Below are 20,756 nucleotides of genomic sequence, written 5' to 3' on the forward strand. Positions count from 1 at the left end.
AGTTTAAAAAGAACGTGAAAATAAAAAAGAGATGAGAGTAATAGAAAAAATATGTTTAATGACTGCTTTGATTTTTGTGAGTGGATTGTTAATTTTTGCAACCACTGATGAATCAAAAAAGAAACTAGTAAAGGCGGAATCGGAAAGTTATTTTCCAGCAACAGCTAATTTTGCAGGGGAACAAACGCCATTAAAAATCTCGGATGTAAAGGAACGCTTGGATAGGGAGTTGATTGTAAATATTAATTTGCATGCTTCAACTATTTTAGCAATTAAAAGAGCCAACCGTGCATTTCCAATTATCGAACCCATTTTAAAGAAAAACGGTATTCCAGATGATTTTAAATATTTGGCTGTGATAGAAAGTGGTTTAGTAAATGCCGTTTCGGGTGCAGGTGCAAGAGGAGTATGGCAATTTATGCCTGAAACTGCCAAAGAACGAGGGATGGAAGTGAATGATGGTGTTGATGAACGCTATGATCTAGAGAAATCGACTCAGGCTGCTTGTAGTTACTTTTTAAGTGCCAAAGCAAAATTTGGAACTTGGACCTTGGCCGCTGCTTCTTATAACGGTGGAATGGGTGGTGTAAACAAGCAAATGGATATTCAAAAAGAAACCAATTATTACGATTTATTACTGACCGAAGAAACCTCTCGATATGTATTTAGAATATTAGCTTTGAAGGAAATCATGAAAAATCCGGATAAATTTGGATTTACATTGGCAAATGAAGAACTGTATACACTACTTCCAACAAAAAAAATAGAAATAGATAGTTCGATTACTGATTTGGCCGATTTTGCAAAAGCACAAGGAATCAATTATAAGATTTTAAAAATTCACAATCCATGGCTTAGAGATAAGAAATTGGATAACCCTACCAATAAAAAATATACATTAGAAATTCCTTTAAGCGGATATTAATTTAAAACGGTATGAAAATGACTATTCAAACAATTATAATATTAATGACTATTGGTTTAGTAGCAGGAGTACTGAGTGGATTGATTGGAATTGGGGGTGGGATAATTATGGTTCCGTTATTATTGCTGATGGGTTTTACTCAACAACAAGCCCAAGGAACAAGTTTAGCCGCTTTATTACCACCGGTAACTTTGCTAGCGGTCATCAATTACCACAAAGCAGGATTTGTTGATTGGCGCTATGCTATAATCATTTCTTTGGTTTTTATAGTTGGTGGTTTCTTTGGGAGTAAACTAGCCATTCACGTAGATCAAAAAATGTTAAAAAATATTTTTGCGGTTACTTTGATAGTAATAGCAGGCTATTTGCTCATAGAAAAATAATTAGGCAAAAAAAAACATCCGCAATTGCGGATGTTTTTTTTTGAAAATAAAATAATTATATTTTTTTCATTTGATCTTTCATCATGGTGATTTGCTCTTTCAACATGCCTTGTTTGTCAAGTCTTTTAGCTTCGTTCAGTAAATTAGTTGCTTCCAGTTTTCTTCTTCTTGACATGGCTACACCGGCTAGGTTTAATTTGGCAACAGCCAAATCCATGTCCATAGATAATCCTAGTTCAATCGCTTTCTTGAAATATTTCTCCGCTTGATTGATATTGGTTTGAGAAAGCATGATTCCGTGAAGGTAATTAAAGTATCCTTGCTGTTTTTGTACTAAAGCCGATTCCGGTTTTTTGATGTAATTCAACCACTTTTTAGCTCCTTCAAAATCTTGTTTACGTAGTTTTAAGAAGGCAAGTAAGATAAATTCGTTTTTGAAGTAAAGGAAAATAGGAATTGCAGTCAATAAAAATAAGAAAATTCCGTTTCCAATATTGTTTTCAGTAAATTGCCAAATGCCAGTAATTACGATAAGCCCAGCGATAATAAGTTTGATATTCTTGTGAAACATAGTCTGTTTGTTTTAGGAACGCAAATATAGTAAAATGAATTTAAAATATTTTTACAAAACTACTTGTGAGAAAAAAAAGTCTTTGTATATTTGCACTCGGTTTTAGAATAACAGTTATTCGAAATTAGGAAGACATATAAATTAGATTTAAAGATACAAAGCAATGAGCAAAAGAACGTTTCAACCATCGAAAAGAAAAAGAAGAAATAAGCACGGATTTATGGACAGAATGGCTTCTGCGAATGGAAGAAAAGTTCTTGCTAGAAGAAGAGCTAAAGGAAGACATAAATTGACTGTTTCTTGTGACCCAAGACACAAAAAATAATGTTTGTATAAACATAAATAAGGCGTTACTTTTTTTAGTATCGCCTTTTTTTATACCTTGTCGTTAAAATAAGATTAAAAGTTTAAAGTTTAAAGGTTTAATGTTGTGTAACTAACCTTAAACTTTAAACTTTAAACAAAAAAAACTAAATATAATTATATTACAATGCCAAAAGACACATCCATAAAATCAGTTTTAATAATAGGTTCAGGTCCTATTGTTATTGGTCAAGCATGCGAATTTGATTATGCAGGATCGCAATCTGCACGTTCAATTCGTGAAGAAGGAATAGAAGTTATCTTGATAAACTCTAATCCAGCAACGATTATGACCGATCCTTCTATGGCCGATCATATTTATTTGAAGCCTTTAACTACTAAATCGATAATTGAAATCTTAAAAGCACATCCACAAATTGATGCTGTTTTACCTACTATGGGTGGACAAACGGCGTTGAACTTGTGTTTAGAAGCGGAAGAAAAAGGAATTTGGGAAGATTTTGGAGTAAAATTAATTGGAGTTGATGTTAATGCCATTAATATTACGGAGGATAGAGAGCAGTTCAAACAGCTTTTGAAAAAAATTGGAGTACCATCAGCACCTGCAGAAATTTGTACTTCATACTTAAGAGGAAAAGAAATTGCACAAGAATTTGGTTTTCCATTAGTAATCCGTCCTTCATTTACACTTGGAGGAACTGGAGCAGCAATTGTCTATAAAAAAGAAGATTTTGATGAACTTTTAACTAGAGGTTTAGAAGCATCTCCTATCCATGAGGTTTTGATTGACAAGGCTTTAATGGGATGGAAAGAATACGAATTGGAACTTTTAAGAGATAAAAACGACAATGTGGTTATCATTTGTTCTATCGAAAATATGGATCCAATGGGAATTCATACTGGAGATTCAATCACAGTGGCACCAGCAATGACTTTATCGGATACTACTTTCCAAAGAATGCGTGATTATGCGATCTTGATGATGCGTAGTATCGGGAATTTTGCAGGAGGTTGTAACGTACAGTTTGCCGTTTCACCAGATGATAAAGAAGATATCGTAGCGATAGAAATCAATCCTCGTGTGTCTCGTTCTTCTGCCTTGGCTTCAAAAGCAACAGGTTATCCAATTGCAAAAATTGCTTCGAAACTAGCTTTAGGATATAATTTAGATGAACTGCAAAATCAAATTACCAAATCTACTTCGGCATTATTCGAACCAACTTTGGATTATGTGATTGTGAAAATTCCACGTTGGAACTTTGATAAATTTGAAGGAGCGGATAGAACTTTAGGTCTTCAAATGAAATCGGTTGGTGAAGTAATGGGAATTGGTCGTTCGTTCCAAGAAGCATTGCATAAAGCGACTCAATCATTAGAAATTAAAAGAAATGGTTTAGGTGCTGACGGAAAAGGATATACGAACTATGAACAAATTATAGAGAAGCTAACTTTTGCAAGTTGGGATCGTGTTTTTGTGATTTATGATGCGATTGCCATGGGGATTCCTTTGAGCCGCATCCATGAAATTACTAAAATCGATATGTGGTTCTTGAAACAATATGAGGAACTTTATACTTTAGAAAAAGAAATTACAACCTATAAAGTGGATGCCTTGCCAAAAGGACTTTTGCTTGAAGCGAAACAAAAAGGGTTTGCCGACAGACAAATTGCACACATGGTGGGCTGTTTAGAAAGTCAAGTACATGCTTTGCGTATGGATATGGATATTAATCGCGTATTCAAACTAGTTGATACTTGTGCGGCCGAATTTAAAGCGAAAACACCTTATTACTATTCTACTTTTGAAGCTGAAATTGAAAAAGCAGACGGAACTCGTTTCGTAGATAATGAAAGCGTTGTTACCGATAAAAAGAAAATAATTGTTCTTGGGTCAGGCCCAAATAGAATTGGACAAGGAATCGAATTTGATTATTCTTGTGTACACGGAGTGCTTGCTGCTAAAGAGTGTGGATACGAAACCATCATGATTAACTGTAATCCTGAAACGGTTTCAACTGATTTTGATACGGCAGATAAATTATACTTTGAGCCTGTTTTTTGGGAACACATTTACGATATTATCAAGCACGAAAAACCTGAAGGGGTTATTGTACAATTAGGAGGTCAAACGGCACTGAAATTAGCAGAAAAATTATCTAAATACGGAATAAAAATTATTGGAACTAGCTTTGATGCTTTGGATTTAGCCGAAGATAGAGGGCGTTTCTCTGATTTATTGACTGAATTAGAAATTCCTTTCCCGCAGTTTGGAATTGCTGAAACGGCTGATGAGGCTGCTGCATTAGCAGATACTTTAGACTTTCCATTATTGATTCGTCCTTCGTATGTGTTAGGAGGTCAAGGAATGAAAATTGTAATCAACAAGCAAGAATTAGAAGAGCATGTTGTGAATTTATTGAAAACCATTCCTGGAAACAAATTGCTTTTAGACCATTATTTAGATGGTGCGATTGAAGCAGAAGCAGATGCGATTTGTGACGGAGAAAATGTGTACATCATAGGAATTATGGAGCACATTGAACCTTGTGGAGTGCACTCTGGTGATAGTAATGCAACATTGCCTCCTTTTAATTTAGGAGAATTTGTAATGCAACAAATAAAAGACCATACTAAGAAAATAGCATTAGGATTAAGAACGGTTGGTTTAATCAACATTCAGTTTGCGATAAAAGACGATACCGTTTATATTATCGAAGCTAATCCTAGAGCATCTCGTACAGTACCATTTATTGCAAAAGCATACGGAGAACCTTATGTAAACTACGCTACAAAAGTAATGTTAGGACATAATAAAGTAACTGATTTTGATTTCAATCCACAATTAAAAGGGTATGCAATCAAGCAACCGGTTTTCTCTTTCAGCAAGTTCCATAATGTAAACAAAGCATTAGGACCTGAGATGAAATCGACAGGAGAAAGCATCTTGTTTATTGATGACTTAAAAGACGATCAATTCTACGAATTGTACTCTAGAAGGAAAATGTATTTGAGTAAATAATACTTGAATTTAGTATAGTAAAAAAGCCCCGTTTGGGGCTTTTTTTGTTTTTAGGGGTATCTTAACTGGAAGGATTTGAGAAGTTAACGTTTTGATGCTTGACGAAGAAGCGGATTTCGCATCACGTCACTGTCTGCCAGCAGTGAACTTGATAGGAAACAGTCCTCATCATTTAACCACCGACCTTGATTTTTTGCCAAACGACTGTTAACCAATACCGTTTTTAGAACCATTTCTTTTTTCGAAACCATAGAATTGGAAATATAAAACTTAAAACTATTAAAATTAATACGTATAAATAGCCAAATTTCCATTCCAATTCAGGCATATATTTAAAGTTCATACCATAAATACCTGCTACTAACATCGGTAATGAAATGCACATTGTTACAATTGTGAGAGTTTTAAAAATTTTATTTTGTTCCAACTCAATTTTACTTGATATATTTTGCTTCAAGTCGTCAATTCTTTTAAAGTTGTTCTGCACATACTCATTTATTACAGACAAATCATTAAGTTCTGAATAAAAGTTATCTTTTGTTTCGCTGTTTAGTTTTTTACTTTTTCTTAGTAGATGTATTATTCTTCGATATTCATTATTAGCTTCTTCAATTATTAAATTATTGAAACTAAAATTAGTTAGTTTGTCTAACTCTTGTTCAGAAAATTTATTCTTTTTTAAAATTTCAGAGTAACTATTTATTATCTTTTTAGAAATTATTTCTGTTAAGTCAGCAAAGTAATCAGAAACGAAACCAACTATTAATACGAAAAAAGCATTAGTATCTAAGAAACCGTCCAATTCTTCCAATTGAAATTGCTTTTGTCGAAAGGGTAAAATTTCTTCAAATTTTACTGTTGAGAATGTGAATAGGGTGTCGTTTTTTAAAATAATGCAAACTGATACTTCGTTAATTTTATTTTCAATGTCGAAATATGGGACAGAAAAATTAATACCAATTTGATTTTCTGTTTCTAAATAATGAGAGCTAATTTCTATGTCTTCTCCAGTATTTAAAATGCTTGTATTAATATTGAATTCTTTTTCTATATACTTAATATTATCCTTGTTGTAATTAATAAATTGGATGTTCACAATTTCATTAATGTCATATGTAAAATCATCTACACTTTTTATTTGTTTTGACGTTTTGTCTTGAAATATCAATTCAATGTTCATTCTTCTGTTTTAAAAGTCCTATTTTTGATTCTGCGAAATGGTTGAGGCTAACTTAGATGTCTGATATCTATCAAACTTTATTTATTATCAAATATACCGAATAATCTAACTCCTTTCTATTTATGCAGTATTTTCTTAAAGAGTAGAAAGTCATGAAAAAGTTTCTTATTCTTCTCTTAATTCTTTTGGAAAACGATCAGAAACTAAATTCAATTGAATATTGTGTTCTAAATAAGCTTTCAAGCCCGCTAAAACCAAGGTAAAACCTTCGGTAGTATCTCTAATTTGGGCACACATCTCGTCTTGCTTTCCTTGAATTCCGTTGTAGGTTATGGTAACAAAGGTTTTACTTTCTCCTAAATCGTTAAATTCCCATTCTGCTATGGCTTTTTCATCATCTCCCCATTGGATTACAATGGATTCGTTTGGCTTTATAGAAAGCACTTTAACGGTAACGGTATGGTTGCCGTACATTTCCCAAATCCAATCAATCGATTTGCCTTCTTCCAGTTTTCCAGATGCACTTGTAAACCAAAATTGAGTCGTGATTTCGGGATTAATAAAGGCTTGAAATACATCGAATACTGGTTTTCTAATTAGCATCGCTGCCTCGGCATAAGAAGTGTTGTCTAGAGTCATGTTGTGTTGATTTTATAAATTAATTCGCATGTGGTAATGTTGAATGCCTACTTCTACAAAAGGGTCATCATAAATTTCAAAACCTAAGCTGAGGTAGAAAGGGACAGCATTGTCTCTGGCGTGGCATATGACTTCTTTAATCCCTTTGGATTTAGAAAAAGCAATTAATTCTTTTACTAATAGTTTGCCAACTCCTTTTCCTTGCTGATTGGTTTCTACTGCCATTTGCATTAGCTGCGTTTTGGTTTGCTCTGGATTTAAAGGTACCAAGACAACGCAACCAATTACAGTTTCATTTTCAACGGCGACAAAATGCCATGATTTTTCATCGTGCATTTCCCAAGCATGATCTGGAACACCTATAGGTCTCAATAAAATTTTGTTTCGTAATTCTTGTTCTAAGGGGTAAAAGGGATGTTTAGTGTCAATTAATGCTATGGAAATCATTGTGTTTTTCTATTTAGAGTATAATTATTTTTATTTCTTTTTAAATATTTTTTTAAAAATTAAAACGAGAGCCAAAGCAACAATACCCGCTAGTAAGCCCACGATAAATTCTTTTACAAAATCAGGAACACCATTTAGAAAATGATGTAAGGGTTCGATTTTATGTGCAAATATTCCACCAGCTACTAATAGTAAGGCGATTGTGCCTACAAATGCTAATGTTTTGATGACTTTTGGTAACCCTTGAATTAATAGATCCCCTAATAATTGCGCGATAGTACTTTCTCTTTTTCTTATGGCAACTCCTGCATCGTCCATTCGAACTATAAGAGTAACAATTCCGTAAACGCCTACGGTTGCTAGGAACGAAATGAAGGTAACTACAATAATTTGTCCTAAAATAGGTTTGCCCATAACGGTTCCTAAAGCAATTATCACGATTTCTATTGATAATATGAAATCAGTTACAATAGCTGATTTTATTTTGTCTTTTTCAAGAATGAGGATTTCCTCTTGGGTTAGCGGTTGTGTTTCAATTTTGTTTTCCGTTTGATTATGAGGAACAACGTATTCGTATATTTTTTCTACACCTTCGTAGGCTAAATAAAATGCACCTAATAGTAGAATAACAGTAATTACAATAGGAGCAAAAGCACTTAATAAAAAGGCAAAAGGCAAAATGATTAACTTATTCAATAAAGATCCTTTTGTGATGGCCCATAAAACAGGGATTTCTCTTGAAGAAACAAAGCCTGATGCCTTCTCTGCATTAACAGCTAAATCATCGCCTAATATTCCCGCTGTTTTTTTGGTAGCAACTTTACTCATCAAAGCGACGTCATCCATAAGTGCTGCAATATCATCTAAAAGGGCAAAAAATCCTGAGGCCATATATCTATTGGTTTATTATTATTATTATTATTATTATTATTAGTATTGAGAAAAATTTATAAGCTGTTTTAAATGCAATTTCTAAATTGAGCTATTTATATTGATCTAAATTCGAGCGAATTGCATAAATAATTTCAGTATAATTTTCAAATATATCGGGCGAAATAATTTCTTGTTCGCCATTAGTTAAATGTATAGCACTTAAATGATAACCGTCGCTTACCAGTCCACTTTCGACCTTTTGTTGGATTTTAATTCTTTCAATATTTAAAATGGCATCATAAAGTAATGTTTTACTAGTAGTAAAGAATAAATATTTGATTACAATTTTATCATTATAAACATGTATCGTTTGTAAAGTAAGAATTGAAATAATTTGAATAATCAATATAATACTAATTAGTATTCCAATCCAAAAAGGAGCATATTCAAAATTAAATCTTCCGTTTTCCATTATTGACATTTGCAAAAACTTTATCGACATGGTGATTCCAACTATAAGTCCAATAGTAACTCGTGCCCAATACATTTGTCTGAATTTCGAACTAACATTCATTTTTAATTCCGTTTGATGTTTGGTTATTTATTATTTCTTGTGATTTTTTTTCGAAAATTTACTAAAGTTTTTTTTTAATAAAAAACACAAATATCTTCCAATTCTTTTCTTTTTATATCTGGAACCCAACATTCCTCTGCAGGATAACCCACTGGAATTAATAAAAAAGGTTTTTCGTTTTCGGGGCGATTTAGGATTTTGGTGATGAAATTCATGGGGCTTGGTGTGTGTGTTAAAGAAACTAAACCAGCATCATGGATAGCGGCCAATAAAAAACCGCAAGCTAAGCCTACACTTTCCTGTACGTAATAATTATTTTTCTTTTTTCCTTCATCGTCAAATTCATAAATGCGTCTAAAAACAATAATGATATAGGGAGCAGTTTCTAAAAAGGGTTTATGCCAATCGGTTCCTAAAGGTTTCAAATCGTCAAGCCATTCGCTTGACATTCGAGATTCATAACTTTGAAGTTCTTCCTCTTCGGCAGCGATGCGTATTTGTTTTTTAATTTCAGGATTTTCGACTACACAAAAAGTCCAAGGCTGTTTGTGTGCACCAGATGGAGCAGTGGAAGCAGTTTTGATTATGGTTTCGATTACTTCACGAGCTACAGGAAAATTTGAAAATCCTCTAACTGAGCGTCTTGTATCCATGAATTCGTAAAAAGATTTAGCGCGTTCTAGTATTGCTTTATCTTCTAAAATGGGTTTGCTATAAGCAATATAAGGATAATCTTCTATGATTTTTTTAATAGGCATTTTCAAATATTTGTATTCTCAAATATAATTAAATTTATTGGGGAGTACTGCAAATGAGTTGCTATTTAGGGACAAAAAAAATCCCAATGTTGGGATTTTATCTAATGTGTTTTTTGATTGATTTTATGTTGCTAGTTCTTTATTTTTGACTAAATGTTTTTTGTACCAAACGGCAGCTAAATTGGCTACTTCTATTAGTTTTTCGGGTTCTGCAAAAAGATGACTGGCACCAGGAACTATTTTCATTTCTTTTATAGCTTCCAATTCATCAAAAGCAATTTTATTCATTTCAATTACAGGCACATCCATACCGCCTACAATTAATAAGGTGGGTGCTGTTACTTGATGTAGTACTCCCAAAGCTAAATCTGGTCGGCCACCTCGAGATACTACAGATTGTATTAGATTTCCAAAATAAGCGGCCGCTCGTAATGCAGATGCAGCTCCTGTACTGGCACCAAAATAACCGATAGGCATGTTTTTTACATAAGAATAGGTCATAAGCCATTCTGTGGTTTCAATCAAGCGACCCGCCAGTAAATCAATATTGAACCTATTTCGATACACTTCGTCTTCTTCTAAGGTAAGTAAATCAAATAATAAAGTTCCTATATTTTGCTTTTGTAGTAGTTCCGCAACCATTCTGTTTCTAGGACTCAATCGGCTACTACCGCTTCCATGAGAAAAGACAACAATTCCAATTGCATTTTCAGGAATGACTAAATCCCCTTTCAGTGTCACTGAAGTCAAAGGGATATTTATTTCTAATTTCTTCATGATTTTAAATTTTAAAATGAATAATTAGTAGGTCTTGATTCTTTATTGATTTGGGGCGGTAACCTGTAGCATTTGTATTACTTCTTCGTCTTTGACTGGATTAAATTCTTGATAAAATTCACCTACAGCTCTAAAGTTGTGAGGGGCTAGTATGTAAACTAATTCATCAGCATATTGTTCAAAAATGGGTATTGTATCATAAGGTAAAACGGGAACAGCAACAATTATTTTAGAAGGCTTCTTTTTTCGCAACATGGCAATACTGGCTAGGAGTGTATTTCCTGTAGCAATTCCATCATCAACTAGAATTACATTTTTTCTGTTAATATCAAGGGGTTTGTTATTGCCTCTATATAGCTTGTATTTTTCCGCTAGTAATTGGCGTAATCGTATAGTTTCATTATGAATATAACTGTCAGAAACACTTATTTGATCATCTATAATCACAGAGTCTAATGCTATCGCGCCTATAGCAAATTCCTTGTTGTTAGGATGCCCTATCTTTTTTGAAAGTATGATGTCTAAAGGAAGTTGTAGTTTTTTAGCAATTGCATAACCTATAGGCACACCACCCCTTGGTACAGCCAAAACAATAGCATTGCTATGACTGTATTTTTTTAATTTATCTTTTAGCATTAATGCAGCTTCTAATCGATCTTTAAACATATACTAAATTATTAGAATACTAAATTCAATCTATATAAATATACTGATTTTCAGCTGTTTAAAGAAATAAATCGCGCTATTTTGTTTTTGAAAAGAAGAAATTATTTTTTATTTTTAAAAAAATTGTTTTTTTTGGAGGGAACCTACTATTAAAATAAATTATAGTAATTAATTTCTGTACTTTTTGAAAAACCAAACTTTTAATAGATCGGCTGTAATGATATAAGTCGCCACAATTAGAAGCATGAGTACTAAATTAAATAAAGGAAGTGGCGATAGTCCAATTTTATCAGCGAAGGGAATGTAGGGCAAAGCAATCGTTATTAGTAATCCTAAGACACTAAGTATGAAAAGGTATTTTCCAGGTTTACTTTTAAAAAAGTTTTTATGAGTTCGAATGATAAATAAAATAAACAACTCTGTGAGTATGGACTCGATAAACCACGCAGTTTGAAAAGCGGATTCTTTTACTTTTAGAATATAAAAAAGAATAAGAAAAGTAATTACATCAAAGATGGAGCTATGTATCCCAAAAATAATCATGTAGTTTCTTATAAATTTGAGATTCCATTTACCGGGTTTTCTTAATTGCTCTGGGTCTACATTGTCAGATGCAATAGTTAGGTACGGAAAATCAGTAATAAAGTTTGTTAGCAAAATCTGTTTGGGCAACATGGGGAGGAACGGCAATAAAAGGGAAGCGATTGCTACACTAAACATATTTCCAAAAGTGGAACCCGTATTTATGAAAATGTATTTTAAAGTATTAGCAAAAGTTTTTCTACCTTCCTTAATACCATCTATAATTACGGTTAAATCTTTTTCCATTAGTACAAAGTCTGCTGCCTCTCGTGCTACATCCACTGCATTCTCTACAGAAATTCCAACATCGGCAACATTAATTGCTGATACATCATTGATGCCGTCGCCCATATACGCTACAGTATACGTCTTTCTTAAAGCTTGAATAATTCGTTCTTTTTGTTGTGGTTCTACTTCGGCAAAAATGTGTGTTTTTTTTACTAATTGTTTTAAGGCCTCGGGACTTATTTTATATAGCTCTTGTCCAGTGATTATTACAGGATTTTTTATACCAATCTTTAGTGCTGTAGATTTGGATACATTTTTATTATCCCCTGAAATAATTTTTAGATTAACCTGTAGTTTTTTTAATTTTTCAATTGCCTCAGTTATCCCTTCTTTTATAGGATCTTCCAGTAAAATGAATCCTGCAAATACCATAGCAGTTTCATCTTCTTTTGTAATTATACTTGCCTCTATGTTTTTATAGCAAATACCAATAGCTCTCAATCCATTGATACCATATTGTTCAAAGTTTTTTTCTATTTCAGCTTTATGTTGTTCTAGATTTTCAATATTGCCGTTTGGTAAACGCATAGTGGAGCAAATGGAAATAATTTGGTTAAAGGCTCCTTTACTAATTAATAAAGTGTCATTCTTAGTAATTATTGCTATACTTAATCGTTTACGGATGAAATCATAGGGAATTTCCCCAGTTTTTATGGGAGTAATTTTAGAATCGATTATTAATTCTTTTAAGGCATCATCCATGGGATTTGAATATCCTGTTTCAAAAGTGGCATTCCAATACCCAATTTCTTTCACAAATTCACATTCATTTCCTAGACTATCTACTGTTCCTACTACTTTAATAGTACCTTCAGTGATGGTTCCTGTTTTGTCTGTACATAATAAATTTACTTCTCCTAAATTTTGAATTGAAGTGAGCTTTTTTACTATAACTTTTTTAGACAACATTCTTTGTGCGCCTGCACTCATAGCGATTGTGGTAATTGCAGGTAGTAATTCAGGGGCCATTCCTACGGCTAAAGCCAAAGCAAATAAGGCGGACTCTATCACGTTTTTATGATACAATAAATTAACTATTAAAATAAAAAGAGACAATACCAGCGTAATTTTCATTAGAAAAAAACCAAAATCTTTTATTCCTTTTTCAAATTTGGTCTCAACGGTGGTGTTGGCATTTTTAGTGATCGTGCCAAAGATGGTGTTGGATCCCGTGTTGATTACTAATGCCTTAGCAGTGCCACTTACAATACTGGTTCCTTCCCATAGCGAATTTGTTCTTTTAGCAATTTCAGTGTTTTCATCAAGAACCCCTATTTCTTTTGCGGTAGGATAGGATTCTCCAGTAAGGCTAGCTTCATTAGTGTGTAATTCATTTGCTTCAATAATTAAACAATCTGCAGGTAGCATATCTCCAGCTTTTAAAATAATAATATCTCCTGGGACAATAGTGGAGCTAAAAATGTCTTGTACCATTCCGTCTCGGATTACGCTGCATTTTAAAGCAATTAAAGATTGTAATTTATCGACAATACGTCCTGCATTTCTTTCCTGGAAAAAACTCAATAAACCAGTAGATAATACAATAAATAGGATTATAAAAACATCTGAGGTATCACCTAGAAAGGCTGATAAAATAACCGCTCCAATTAGTAATAGCATTAGCGGACTTTTAAATTGTCCTGTCAATAGAAAGAAATCCTTACTAAATACTGATTCTTTTTTTATATTATGTCCCGCTTGAAGAGACACTTGCTCTGCTAAATTTTGGGGCAAGCCGTTAGGGGAACTGTTTAATTTATCATACCAATATGTAGTGTCAAATTGCCAAAAACTATTTGGTACTGCTGTTTTCATAGCGTCAGTTCTTATTTATACCATTGTCATAAATTAATAAAAGGAGGCTGTAAAACGTTTTTTTTGTCTAATAAAATAGTTTCATTTTTAACACTATTCTTAGATTATAAAAACAGTCTAGTATCAAAGTTAGCTAAAAAAAAGAAGCACTGTTTTAAATATGCAATAGGTTTATTGTACTTGTATTTTTTGTTTAAATTTACTTTCAAAGAATTACAAGTAAATGGCGTTATTAGAAAGAATTAATATGAGAGCTAAAGCAAAGCAAAATACTGGTTTTGGTACTAATGCAAGTAGCTATGGAGGACGTTTTGTAAATAAAAATGGTTCGGCAAACATTGAGAAACGAGGTATGCATGCTTTGCATCGCATCAGTTGGTATCATACTATGATAGAAATGTCAGCGTGGAAATTCATGGCTATTATTTTGTCCTTCTATATCAGTATTAATTTTGTTTTTGCGGCCATTTATTATGGAATTGGTGTTGAACACCTTGACGGAATTGCTTTATCAGATAATAAGTGGGAACAATTTGGGAAAGCTTATTTCTTTAGTGCGCAAACCTTTACGACTGTTGGTTATGGCCATATAAGTCCTACTGGTTTCTTAACTAGTGCACTTTCTGCAGCCGAAGCGCTTATTGGCTTGTTGAGTTTTGCTATTGCGACGGGATTGTTCTTCGGTAGATTTAGTAGACCAACTGCTTTTCTTAAATTTTCGCATAATGCAGTTATCGCTCCGTATGATGATATCAAAGGTTTAATGATACGGTTAACTCCTTTTAAAAATACTAATTTTAGTGATGCCGAAGCTCAAATTACATTGGGAATGAATATTGAGGAGAATGGGAAAATGGTAAATCGATTTTATTCTCTTGATCTTGAACTGCAAAAAATAAGTGCACTAAATTTAAGCTGGACCTTGGTTCACCCTATTACTGAAGATAGTCCACTCTATAATTTTACGAAAGAAGATTATGCCAATTTGCGTGGTGAAATTTTGGTTTATATTAAAACTTTTGATGATATGTTTAGTAATACAGTTGCCATCCGTACTTCATATACTTTTGATGAAGTAGTTTATGGTGCTAAGTTCGAGTCTATGTATTTTAGAAGTATCGATAATTCTAAAACAGTTTTGAATTTAGAAAAGTTGAATGCATTTCAATTGGTTGATATGGAATAATTGTTTTTCTTATTTATTTAATTTTTTAAGCTATATTTGTTTATTAAATTTCAATAAATGATAAACAATGTAAAAAATGTTTTTAGTATAAAAGATTTAGAAAATCTTTCAGGTATTAAAGCGCATACAATTCGCATTTGGGAAAAGAGGTATAACGTTTTACAGCCAATGCGTACGGATACTAATATTAGATTGTATGATTTAGCTAGTTTGCAAAAGCTATTAAATATTACTTTGTTACATGATCACGGCTATAAAATTTCTAAAATCGCGGCTTATTCTGAAGAAAAAATCCCATCACTTGTACGCGAAATAACTTCTTCTAAAAATGCTAAAAATCATGCAATCAGTGCTTTTAAAATGGCAATGATGAATTTCGATCAAGAGCTTTTTTTTAATACATACAATTGGTTAATAGCCGAGAAGTCATTTAAAGAAGTTTTCCATCAAGTATTTATTCCCCTTATGAATGAACTGGGTTTGTTATGGCAAACAGATACTATTTCTCCTGCACATGAGCATTTTATCAGCTATTTAATAAAACAAAAATTAGTTATAAATATTGAAAAAGTGCAAACGCAAAAACCTTCTAAAACGGATAAGGTTTTTGTCTTATCTCTTCCAATGAATGAAATACATGAATTAGGTTTAATGTATATCAACTATGAAATAGTACTACAGGGTTATAAAGCAATCTATCTTGGTGAGAGTATGCCAATAGAAAACTTGAAGGACCTCAAAAAACATTTTGAATCAATAGTCTTTTTATCTTATTTCACTGTACAACCAGAGCGTAACATAGTTAATGAATATGTTGACGAAATGATAACTCAGTTACTTGACGAGAATACGTCACTTTGGTATATTGGTCGACTAGCAGAATTTATCCATATGGAAAAGCGTGATGATAAAGTTGTTGTTTTTAATTCTATTTCAGATTTAGTAGATAAAATTTAATATTTTGTTTAAACATTTTGTATATTTGCTAAACAAATGAAAAAGAAAATTACAATTATAGGTTCGGGTTTCGCTGCATTGTCTGCTTCTTGCTATTTAGCAAAAATGGGTCATCAGGTTGCCGTTTTTGAAAAGAATGCCTCGATAGGAGGTAGAGCTAGGCAGTTAAAAAAAGAAGGTTTTACCTTTGATATGGGACCAAGTTGGTACTGGATGCCTGATGTTTTTGATCGTTTTTTTGCCGATTTTGGAAAAAAAACTTCTGATTATTACGAGCTCATAAAACTTTCTCCAGCGTATCGCGTATATTATGGAGTGGATGATTTTATAGCTATAGCAGATAATCTAATCGAAATTGAAACTACTTTCGAAAAAATCGAAAAAGGAAGTGGCCAAATTTTAGATGACTTTATGATGGAAGCACAAAGCAATTATAATATTGCCATCAAAGATTTAGTATATCGTCCAGGAGTTTCACCACTTGAATTGGTGACTGTGGAGACGGCAATGAAAGTGGGAGCCTTTTTTAGTAATATCAGTAAAGATATTCGCAAGAAATTCAAAAATGAAAAACTGATTCAAATTCTTGAATTTCCCGTTTTGTTCTTAGGAGCTAAACCGTCAGATACGCCTTCATTTTATAGTTTTATGAATTTTGCCGACTTTGGTCTTGGAACTTGGCATCCCAAAACAGGAATGTTTGACGTGGTTAAAGCAATGGAAAGTTTAGCACTTGAACTAGGGGTTACTTTTCATACCAATGCTAATATTGAAAAGATTATAGTCGAAGATAAAACGGCAAAAGCAATTGTTGTCAATGGCAAACGAATTGATTCAGATATTGTTTTAAGTGGTGCTGATTATCATCATACCGAAACTTTACTAGATAAGGAACATAGAGCCTATTCAGCAAAATATTGGAAAAGTCGAGTTTTTGCACCTTCGTCACTATTGTTCTATGTGGGTTTTAATAAAAAAATAAAAAACATTTCACATCATGCTTTATTTTTTGATGTAGATTTTAAGCAACATGCAGCTGATATTTATGACAAACCACAATGGCCTAAAGAACCTTTGTTTTATGCTAATTTCCCTTCGCTGACTGATAAAACAGCAGCGCCAGAAGGAATGGAAACGGGTTTTTTCTTGATACCATTGGCGCCTGGAATAGAAGATACAGAAGAATTAAGGGAGGAATATTTTGATAAAATTATGGATCGTTTTGAACGCGTAACACAGCAAAGCATTAAAAAAAATATTATATTTAAGGAATCCTTTTGCAAAAATGATTTTGTATCTGAGTACAATTCATACAAAGGCAATGCCTACGGAATGGCAAATACTTTATTGCAAACGGCTTTTTTAAGACCAAAATTAAAAAGTAAAAAAGTAAACAATCTCTATTTTACAGGGCAATTAACTGTTCCAGGACCTGGAGTTCCACCTGCACTAATTTCCGGAAAATTAGTATCTGAGTTAATAGAAAAGCAAATTAAAGAATACTATTATGAAGCAATTATTTGATGATGTCTCTTTCAAATGCAGTAAGCTAGTTACTAAAAACTATAGTACTTCATTTTCATTGGCGGTATATATGCTGTCACCAAGTATCAGAGATGCTATTTATAGTATTTACGGCTTTGTGCGCTTTGCTGATGAAATTGTAGATTCTTTTCATGGTTTTGATAAAGCCGATTTAATTAATGATTTCGAAAAAGAATATTATAAATCGTATAAAGCCGGAATCAGTTTAAATCCTATTTTAAATTCATTTCAGCATACAGTAAAAGAATATAATATTACAGATGATCTCATTCAAGCTTTCTTGAAAAGTATGAAACTGGATTTAGTAAAATCGGATTATGAAACGCAGGATGAATACGAAGACTATATTTACGGATCAGCCGATGTGGTGGGTTTGATGTGTCTCAAAGTGTTTGTAAAAGGAAATGCAGTCCGTTATGAGCAGTTAAAAGGGGAAGCCATGCGATTGGGCTCAGCCTTCCAAAAAGTAAATTTCCTGCGAGATTTAAAAGATGATAATTTGGTTTTAAACCGTAATTATTTCCCTGGTGTCGACTTAAAATCTTTCGATGAAAAAGCTAAAATAGCGATTATCAAAGAAATCGAAGAAGATTTCAAAGTAGCGTATCAAGGCATTGTAAAATTGCCTATTGAAGCTAAATTTGGTGTGTATACCGCTTTTGTTTATTATAAAAAACTACTTAAAAAATTGGAAAAAACACCTTATCACGAAATTGGGAGTGCAAGAATCCGAGTTTCTAATTATACCAAAGCCGGACTGCTAGCACAATCATTTGTAACCTATAAACTTAAATTAGTCTAGTACTTTTAAATAAAAAAACAATGATTTCTTTTTTAATTTTTATAAGCGTTTTTCTCATTATGGAATGCGTCACTTGGCTCACACACAAGTACATCATGCACGGCTTGATGTGGTATTTTCACGAAGACCATCACCAGCCTAAATATGCGCATCCATTTGAACGGAATGATGTTTTTTTTGTCATTTTTGCCATCCCCAGCATCGTTCTTTTTTATTTTGGTGTCGAGGGGGGAATCAATTATTTATTTTTCATCGCACTTGGAATCACTACCTACGGATTTTGCTATTTTATGATTCATGATGTCTTAATTCATCAACGTTTCAAGTGGTTCAAAAACACCAAAAACAAATACCTAATCGGTTTGCGAAAAGCCCATAAAGTGCACCACAAGCATCTGGGAAAAGAAGAAGGGGAGTGTTTTGGAATGTTATTTGTCCCTTTCAAATATTACAAAATGTAAAATTATTTGGGTGTGACCCGTTTTTTTGATTAAACTCATATAAGAATAATTTAAAAACTTTTTCGAATATACCTGACAGCCACTGGCTGTCCTCCTTTTAATTTCAAATCTCACGCATCCCTGTTGATACTTCAAGAATAGATTATTAAACTCTACTACTATGAAACTCTATAAAAAAGAATCGGTTCAATATGTCAATGCAAGTATTGAGGAATGTTGGGCTTTTTTTTCCAGTCCAAAAAACCTTCAAAAAATTACACCTGAAACCATGGGTTTTCAAATTACTGATTACGATGGGAAAAGTATGTATCCAGGCCAAATCATTCAATATAAAGTATCGCCTTTAGCAGGAATTAAAATAGCGTGGGTAACCGAAATTACAAAAGTAAAAGACAATAGCTATTTCATAGACGAACAACGTTTTGGACCTTATGCATTTTGGCACCACAAGCATTTTTTTGAAGCTACCGAAAATGGAGTAAAAATGACTGATGTTGTGCATTATGGATTGCCGTTAGGAATCTTAGGACGCATTATGAATACGCTCGTCGTAAAAGGAAAACTAAACGAAATTTTTGCTCACCGAGTAAAAATGGTCGATCAACTTTTTAATTCAAAATAATGACCAAGCAATCAGTAGCTGTTTTTTGGTTTCGTCGGGACTTGCGTTTAGAAGACAATGTAGGTTTATTTCATGCGTTACAATCTCATTATCCTGTAATTTCATTGTTTATATTTGATGATGCCATTCTGGATAGTTTACCAAAAAATGATGCACGAGTTGGTTTTATTCACGAATCACTTTCGAAAATTGATACCCAGCTTCGAGAATTAGGAAGTTCCCTTTTGGTAAAAAAAGGAACAACTGCAGCCGTTTGGCAATCGTTAATTCAAGAATTTGATATTCAAGAAGTGTTTTTCAATAAAGATTATGAGCCATATGCTATGAAACGGGATCTTGCTATTGGTGCATTATTAAATGCAAATAAAGCCACTGCAAATTCCTATAAAGACCAAGTGATTTTTGAAGAATTGGAAATCACCAAAGCCGATGGTTTGCCTTATACGGTTTACACACCCTATAAAAATAAATGGTTAGAAAAATACAAAGCAAACGCTCCAGAAACGGAATTTGATGCTTCCCTTTACTATTCTAATTTTTATAAAAGCAATTTTGATTTTCCAACTTTGGAACAAATTGGTTTTATAGAAAGTACTATAAAAGTAAAGCCACACAATCTCACGCAAATTTCTAATTATCACGAAACCCGAGATTTTCCAGCGATAGATAGCACCTCTTACTTATCACCTCATTTGCGTTTTGGAACTGTTAGCATTCGAAAATTAGTCAATTGGGCTGTACATAAAAATGATGTTTTCTTGAGTGAACTCATTTGGCGGGAGTTTTTCATGCAAATCCTTTATAGTTTCCCAAAAGTGATGGATCATAATTTCAAATCGGCTTATGATGGTATCCAGTGGCGTAATAATGAAGAAGATTTCAAACGCTGGTGCACTGGTACTACAGGTTATCCCATGGTGGATGCAGGAATGCGTCAGCTGAATGAAACGGGGTACATGCACAATCGTGTTCGTATGGTGGTGGCGAGTTTTTTGTGTAAACATTTATTAATTCAGTGGCAATGGGGAGAAGCTTATTTTGCCGAAAAGTTGTTGGATTATGAACTATCTGCTAATGTAGGAAACTGGCAATGGGCAGCTGGTACGGGTTGCGATGCTGCACCTTATTTTAGAGTATTCAATCCTGAAATTCAATTGAAAAAGTTTGACGAAAAAGGGATTTACATTCGTAAATGGATTCCTGAATTCGATTTAGGATACGGAGCGTCTATGGTAGAACATGCTATGGCGAGAGACAGAGCGATTGCGACTTATAAGGCAGGAATATTGAAGTGATTTTTATTAAACATATAAGTCATATAAGTTTTTTGAATTGTAAATAAAGTTAAAACCATTAAGGAAT

The 20,756-nt window shown here is 33.1% G+C and carries 21 protein-coding genes; 11 read left to right on the forward strand and 10 right to left on the reverse strand.

All coding sequences use genetic code 11. From position 1 onward, the window contains the following. Positions 1–31 precede the first annotated feature (31 nt). Positions 32–925, forward strand: a complete 894-nt coding sequence (locus tag AB3G34_RS02000) for a lytic transglycosylase domain-containing protein (protein ID WP_367773945.1) — start codon at positions 32–34, stop codon at positions 923–925. A gap of 17 nt (positions 926–942) precedes the next feature. Beyond that, positions 943–1,308: a sulfite exporter TauE/SafE family protein gene (locus AB3G34_RS02005; protein ID WP_367757664.1), complete on the forward strand. Its 366-nt coding sequence runs from the start codon at positions 943–945 to the stop codon at positions 1,306–1,308. Positions 1,309–1,363: 55 nt separating this feature from the next. On the opposite strand, the gene AB3G34_RS02010 is transcribed toward AB3G34_RS02005, so the two are convergent. Further along, positions 1,364–1,879 carry a DUF2892 domain-containing protein gene (locus AB3G34_RS02010; protein WP_369753306.1) on the reverse strand — a complete coding sequence of 172 codons (516 nt, stop codon included), beginning with the start codon at positions 1,877–1,879 and terminating at the stop codon, positions 1,364–1,366. Positions 1,880–2,042: 163 nt separating this feature from the next. On the opposite strand from AB3G34_RS02010, the gene rpmH reads away from it, so the two are divergent. Both rpmH and carB read left to right on the forward strand, forming a co-directional pair. Then, entirely contained in the window at positions 2,043–2,204 is a 162-nt protein-coding gene (gene rpmH / locus AB3G34_RS02015) for a 50S ribosomal protein L34 (RefSeq protein WP_026706823.1), read from the forward strand. A gap of 165 nt (positions 2,205–2,369) precedes the next feature. After that, complete coding sequence (gene carB / locus AB3G34_RS02020) at positions 2,370–5,222, forward strand: carbamoyl-phosphate synthase large subunit (protein WP_367773950.1); 2,853 nt, start codon at positions 2,370–2,372, stop codon at positions 5,220–5,222. Between the two features lie 223 nt (positions 5,223–5,445). On the opposite strand, the gene AB3G34_RS02025 is transcribed toward carB, so the two are convergent. The 9 genes from AB3G34_RS02025 to mgtA all read right to left on the reverse strand — a co-directional run bounded on the left by AB3G34_RS02025 (position 5,446) and on the right by mgtA (position 13,821). Then, positions 5,446–6,402, reverse strand: coding sequence for a CorA family divalent cation transporter (locus tag AB3G34_RS02025; RefSeq protein ID WP_367773952.1), 957 nt, complete (start codon positions 6,400–6,402; stop codon positions 5,446–5,448). A 165-nt stretch (positions 6,403–6,567) separates the two neighbouring features. Beyond that, positions 6,568–7,041 (reverse strand): SRPBCC family protein, encoded by a 474-nt coding sequence (locus AB3G34_RS02030; RefSeq protein ID WP_367773954.1) that lies wholly within the window; start codon positions 7,039–7,041, stop codon positions 6,568–6,570. A 12-nt stretch (positions 7,042–7,053) separates the two neighbouring features. Beyond that, positions 7,054–7,488, reverse strand: coding sequence for a GNAT family N-acetyltransferase (locus AB3G34_RS02035; RefSeq protein ID WP_367773957.1), 435 nt, complete (start codon positions 7,486–7,488; stop codon positions 7,054–7,056). Between the two features lie 30 nt (positions 7,489–7,518). After that, on the reverse strand, positions 7,519–8,379 hold the full coding sequence (locus AB3G34_RS02040; protein ID WP_367773960.1) for a DUF808 domain-containing protein: 861 nt from the start codon (positions 8,377–8,379) through the stop codon (positions 7,519–7,521). A 91-nt stretch (positions 8,380–8,470) separates the two neighbouring features. After that, entirely contained in the window at positions 8,471–8,935 is a 465-nt protein-coding gene (locus tag AB3G34_RS02045) for a hypothetical protein (RefSeq protein ID WP_367773962.1), read from the reverse strand. A gap of 74 nt (positions 8,936–9,009) precedes the next feature. Further along, entirely contained in the window at positions 9,010–9,693 is a 684-nt protein-coding gene (locus AB3G34_RS02050; RefSeq protein WP_367773964.1) for a nitroreductase family protein, read from the reverse strand. A 123-nt stretch (positions 9,694–9,816) separates the two neighbouring features. Further along, on the reverse strand, positions 9,817–10,470 hold the full coding sequence (locus AB3G34_RS02055) for a dienelactone hydrolase family protein (protein WP_367773967.1): 654 nt from the start codon (positions 10,468–10,470) through the stop codon (positions 9,817–9,819). A gap of 42 nt (positions 10,471–10,512) precedes the next feature. Then, positions 10,513–11,136: a phosphoribosyltransferase gene (locus AB3G34_RS02060; protein WP_367773969.1), complete on the reverse strand. Its 624-nt coding sequence runs from the start codon at positions 11,134–11,136 to the stop codon at positions 10,513–10,515. Positions 11,137–11,304: 168 nt separating this feature from the next. Then, the gene (mgtA, locus tag AB3G34_RS02065) at positions 11,305–13,821 is read right to left on the reverse strand and encodes a magnesium-translocating P-type ATPase (protein WP_369753307.1); all 2,517 of its coding nucleotides are present in this window, start codon (positions 13,819–13,821) and stop codon (positions 11,305–11,307) included. 223 nt (positions 13,822–14,044) lie between these two features. Between mgtA and AB3G34_RS02070 the strand changes: the two genes are divergently transcribed. The 7 genes from AB3G34_RS02070 to AB3G34_RS02100 all read left to right on the forward strand — a co-directional run bounded on the left by AB3G34_RS02070 (position 14,045) and on the right by AB3G34_RS02100 (position 20,689). After that, positions 14,045–15,007, forward strand: coding sequence for an ion channel (locus tag AB3G34_RS02070; RefSeq protein WP_367757686.1), 963 nt, complete (start codon positions 14,045–14,047; stop codon positions 15,005–15,007). Between the two features lie 57 nt (positions 15,008–15,064). Then, entirely contained in the window at positions 15,065–15,964 is a 900-nt protein-coding gene (locus AB3G34_RS02075) for a MerR family transcriptional regulator (RefSeq protein ID WP_367773975.1), read from the forward strand. Between the two features lie 36 nt (positions 15,965–16,000). After that, positions 16,001–17,488: a phytoene desaturase family protein gene (locus AB3G34_RS02080; protein WP_369753308.1), complete on the forward strand. Its 1,488-nt coding sequence runs from the start codon at positions 16,001–16,003 to the stop codon at positions 17,486–17,488. After that, entirely contained in the window at positions 17,472–18,311 is an 840-nt protein-coding gene (locus AB3G34_RS02085; RefSeq protein ID WP_369753309.1) for a phytoene/squalene synthase family protein, read from the forward strand. Before AB3G34_RS02080 ends, AB3G34_RS02085 begins: the two co-directional genes overlap by 17 nt. Before the next feature lie 20 nt (positions 18,312–18,331). Continuing rightward, positions 18,332–18,772, forward strand: a complete 441-nt coding sequence (locus tag AB3G34_RS02090) for a carotene hydroxylase (protein ID WP_369753310.1) — start codon at positions 18,332–18,334, stop codon at positions 18,770–18,772. Positions 18,773–18,932: 160 nt separating this feature from the next. Continuing rightward, on the forward strand, positions 18,933–19,394 hold the full coding sequence (locus AB3G34_RS02095) for an SRPBCC family protein (RefSeq protein WP_369753311.1): 462 nt from the start codon (positions 18,933–18,935) through the stop codon (positions 19,392–19,394). Then, positions 19,394–20,689, forward strand: coding sequence for a deoxyribodipyrimidine photo-lyase (locus AB3G34_RS02100; RefSeq protein ID WP_369753312.1), 1,296 nt, complete (start codon positions 19,394–19,396; stop codon positions 20,687–20,689). Before AB3G34_RS02095 ends, AB3G34_RS02100 begins: the two co-directional genes overlap by 1 nt. The last annotated feature ends 67 nt before the right edge of the window (positions 20,690–20,756 follow it).

The sequence above is a fragment of the Flavobacterium sp. WC2409 genome (assembly GCF_041200085.1).
GTDB lineage: Bacteria > Bacteroidota > Bacteroidia > Flavobacteriales > Flavobacteriaceae > Flavobacterium.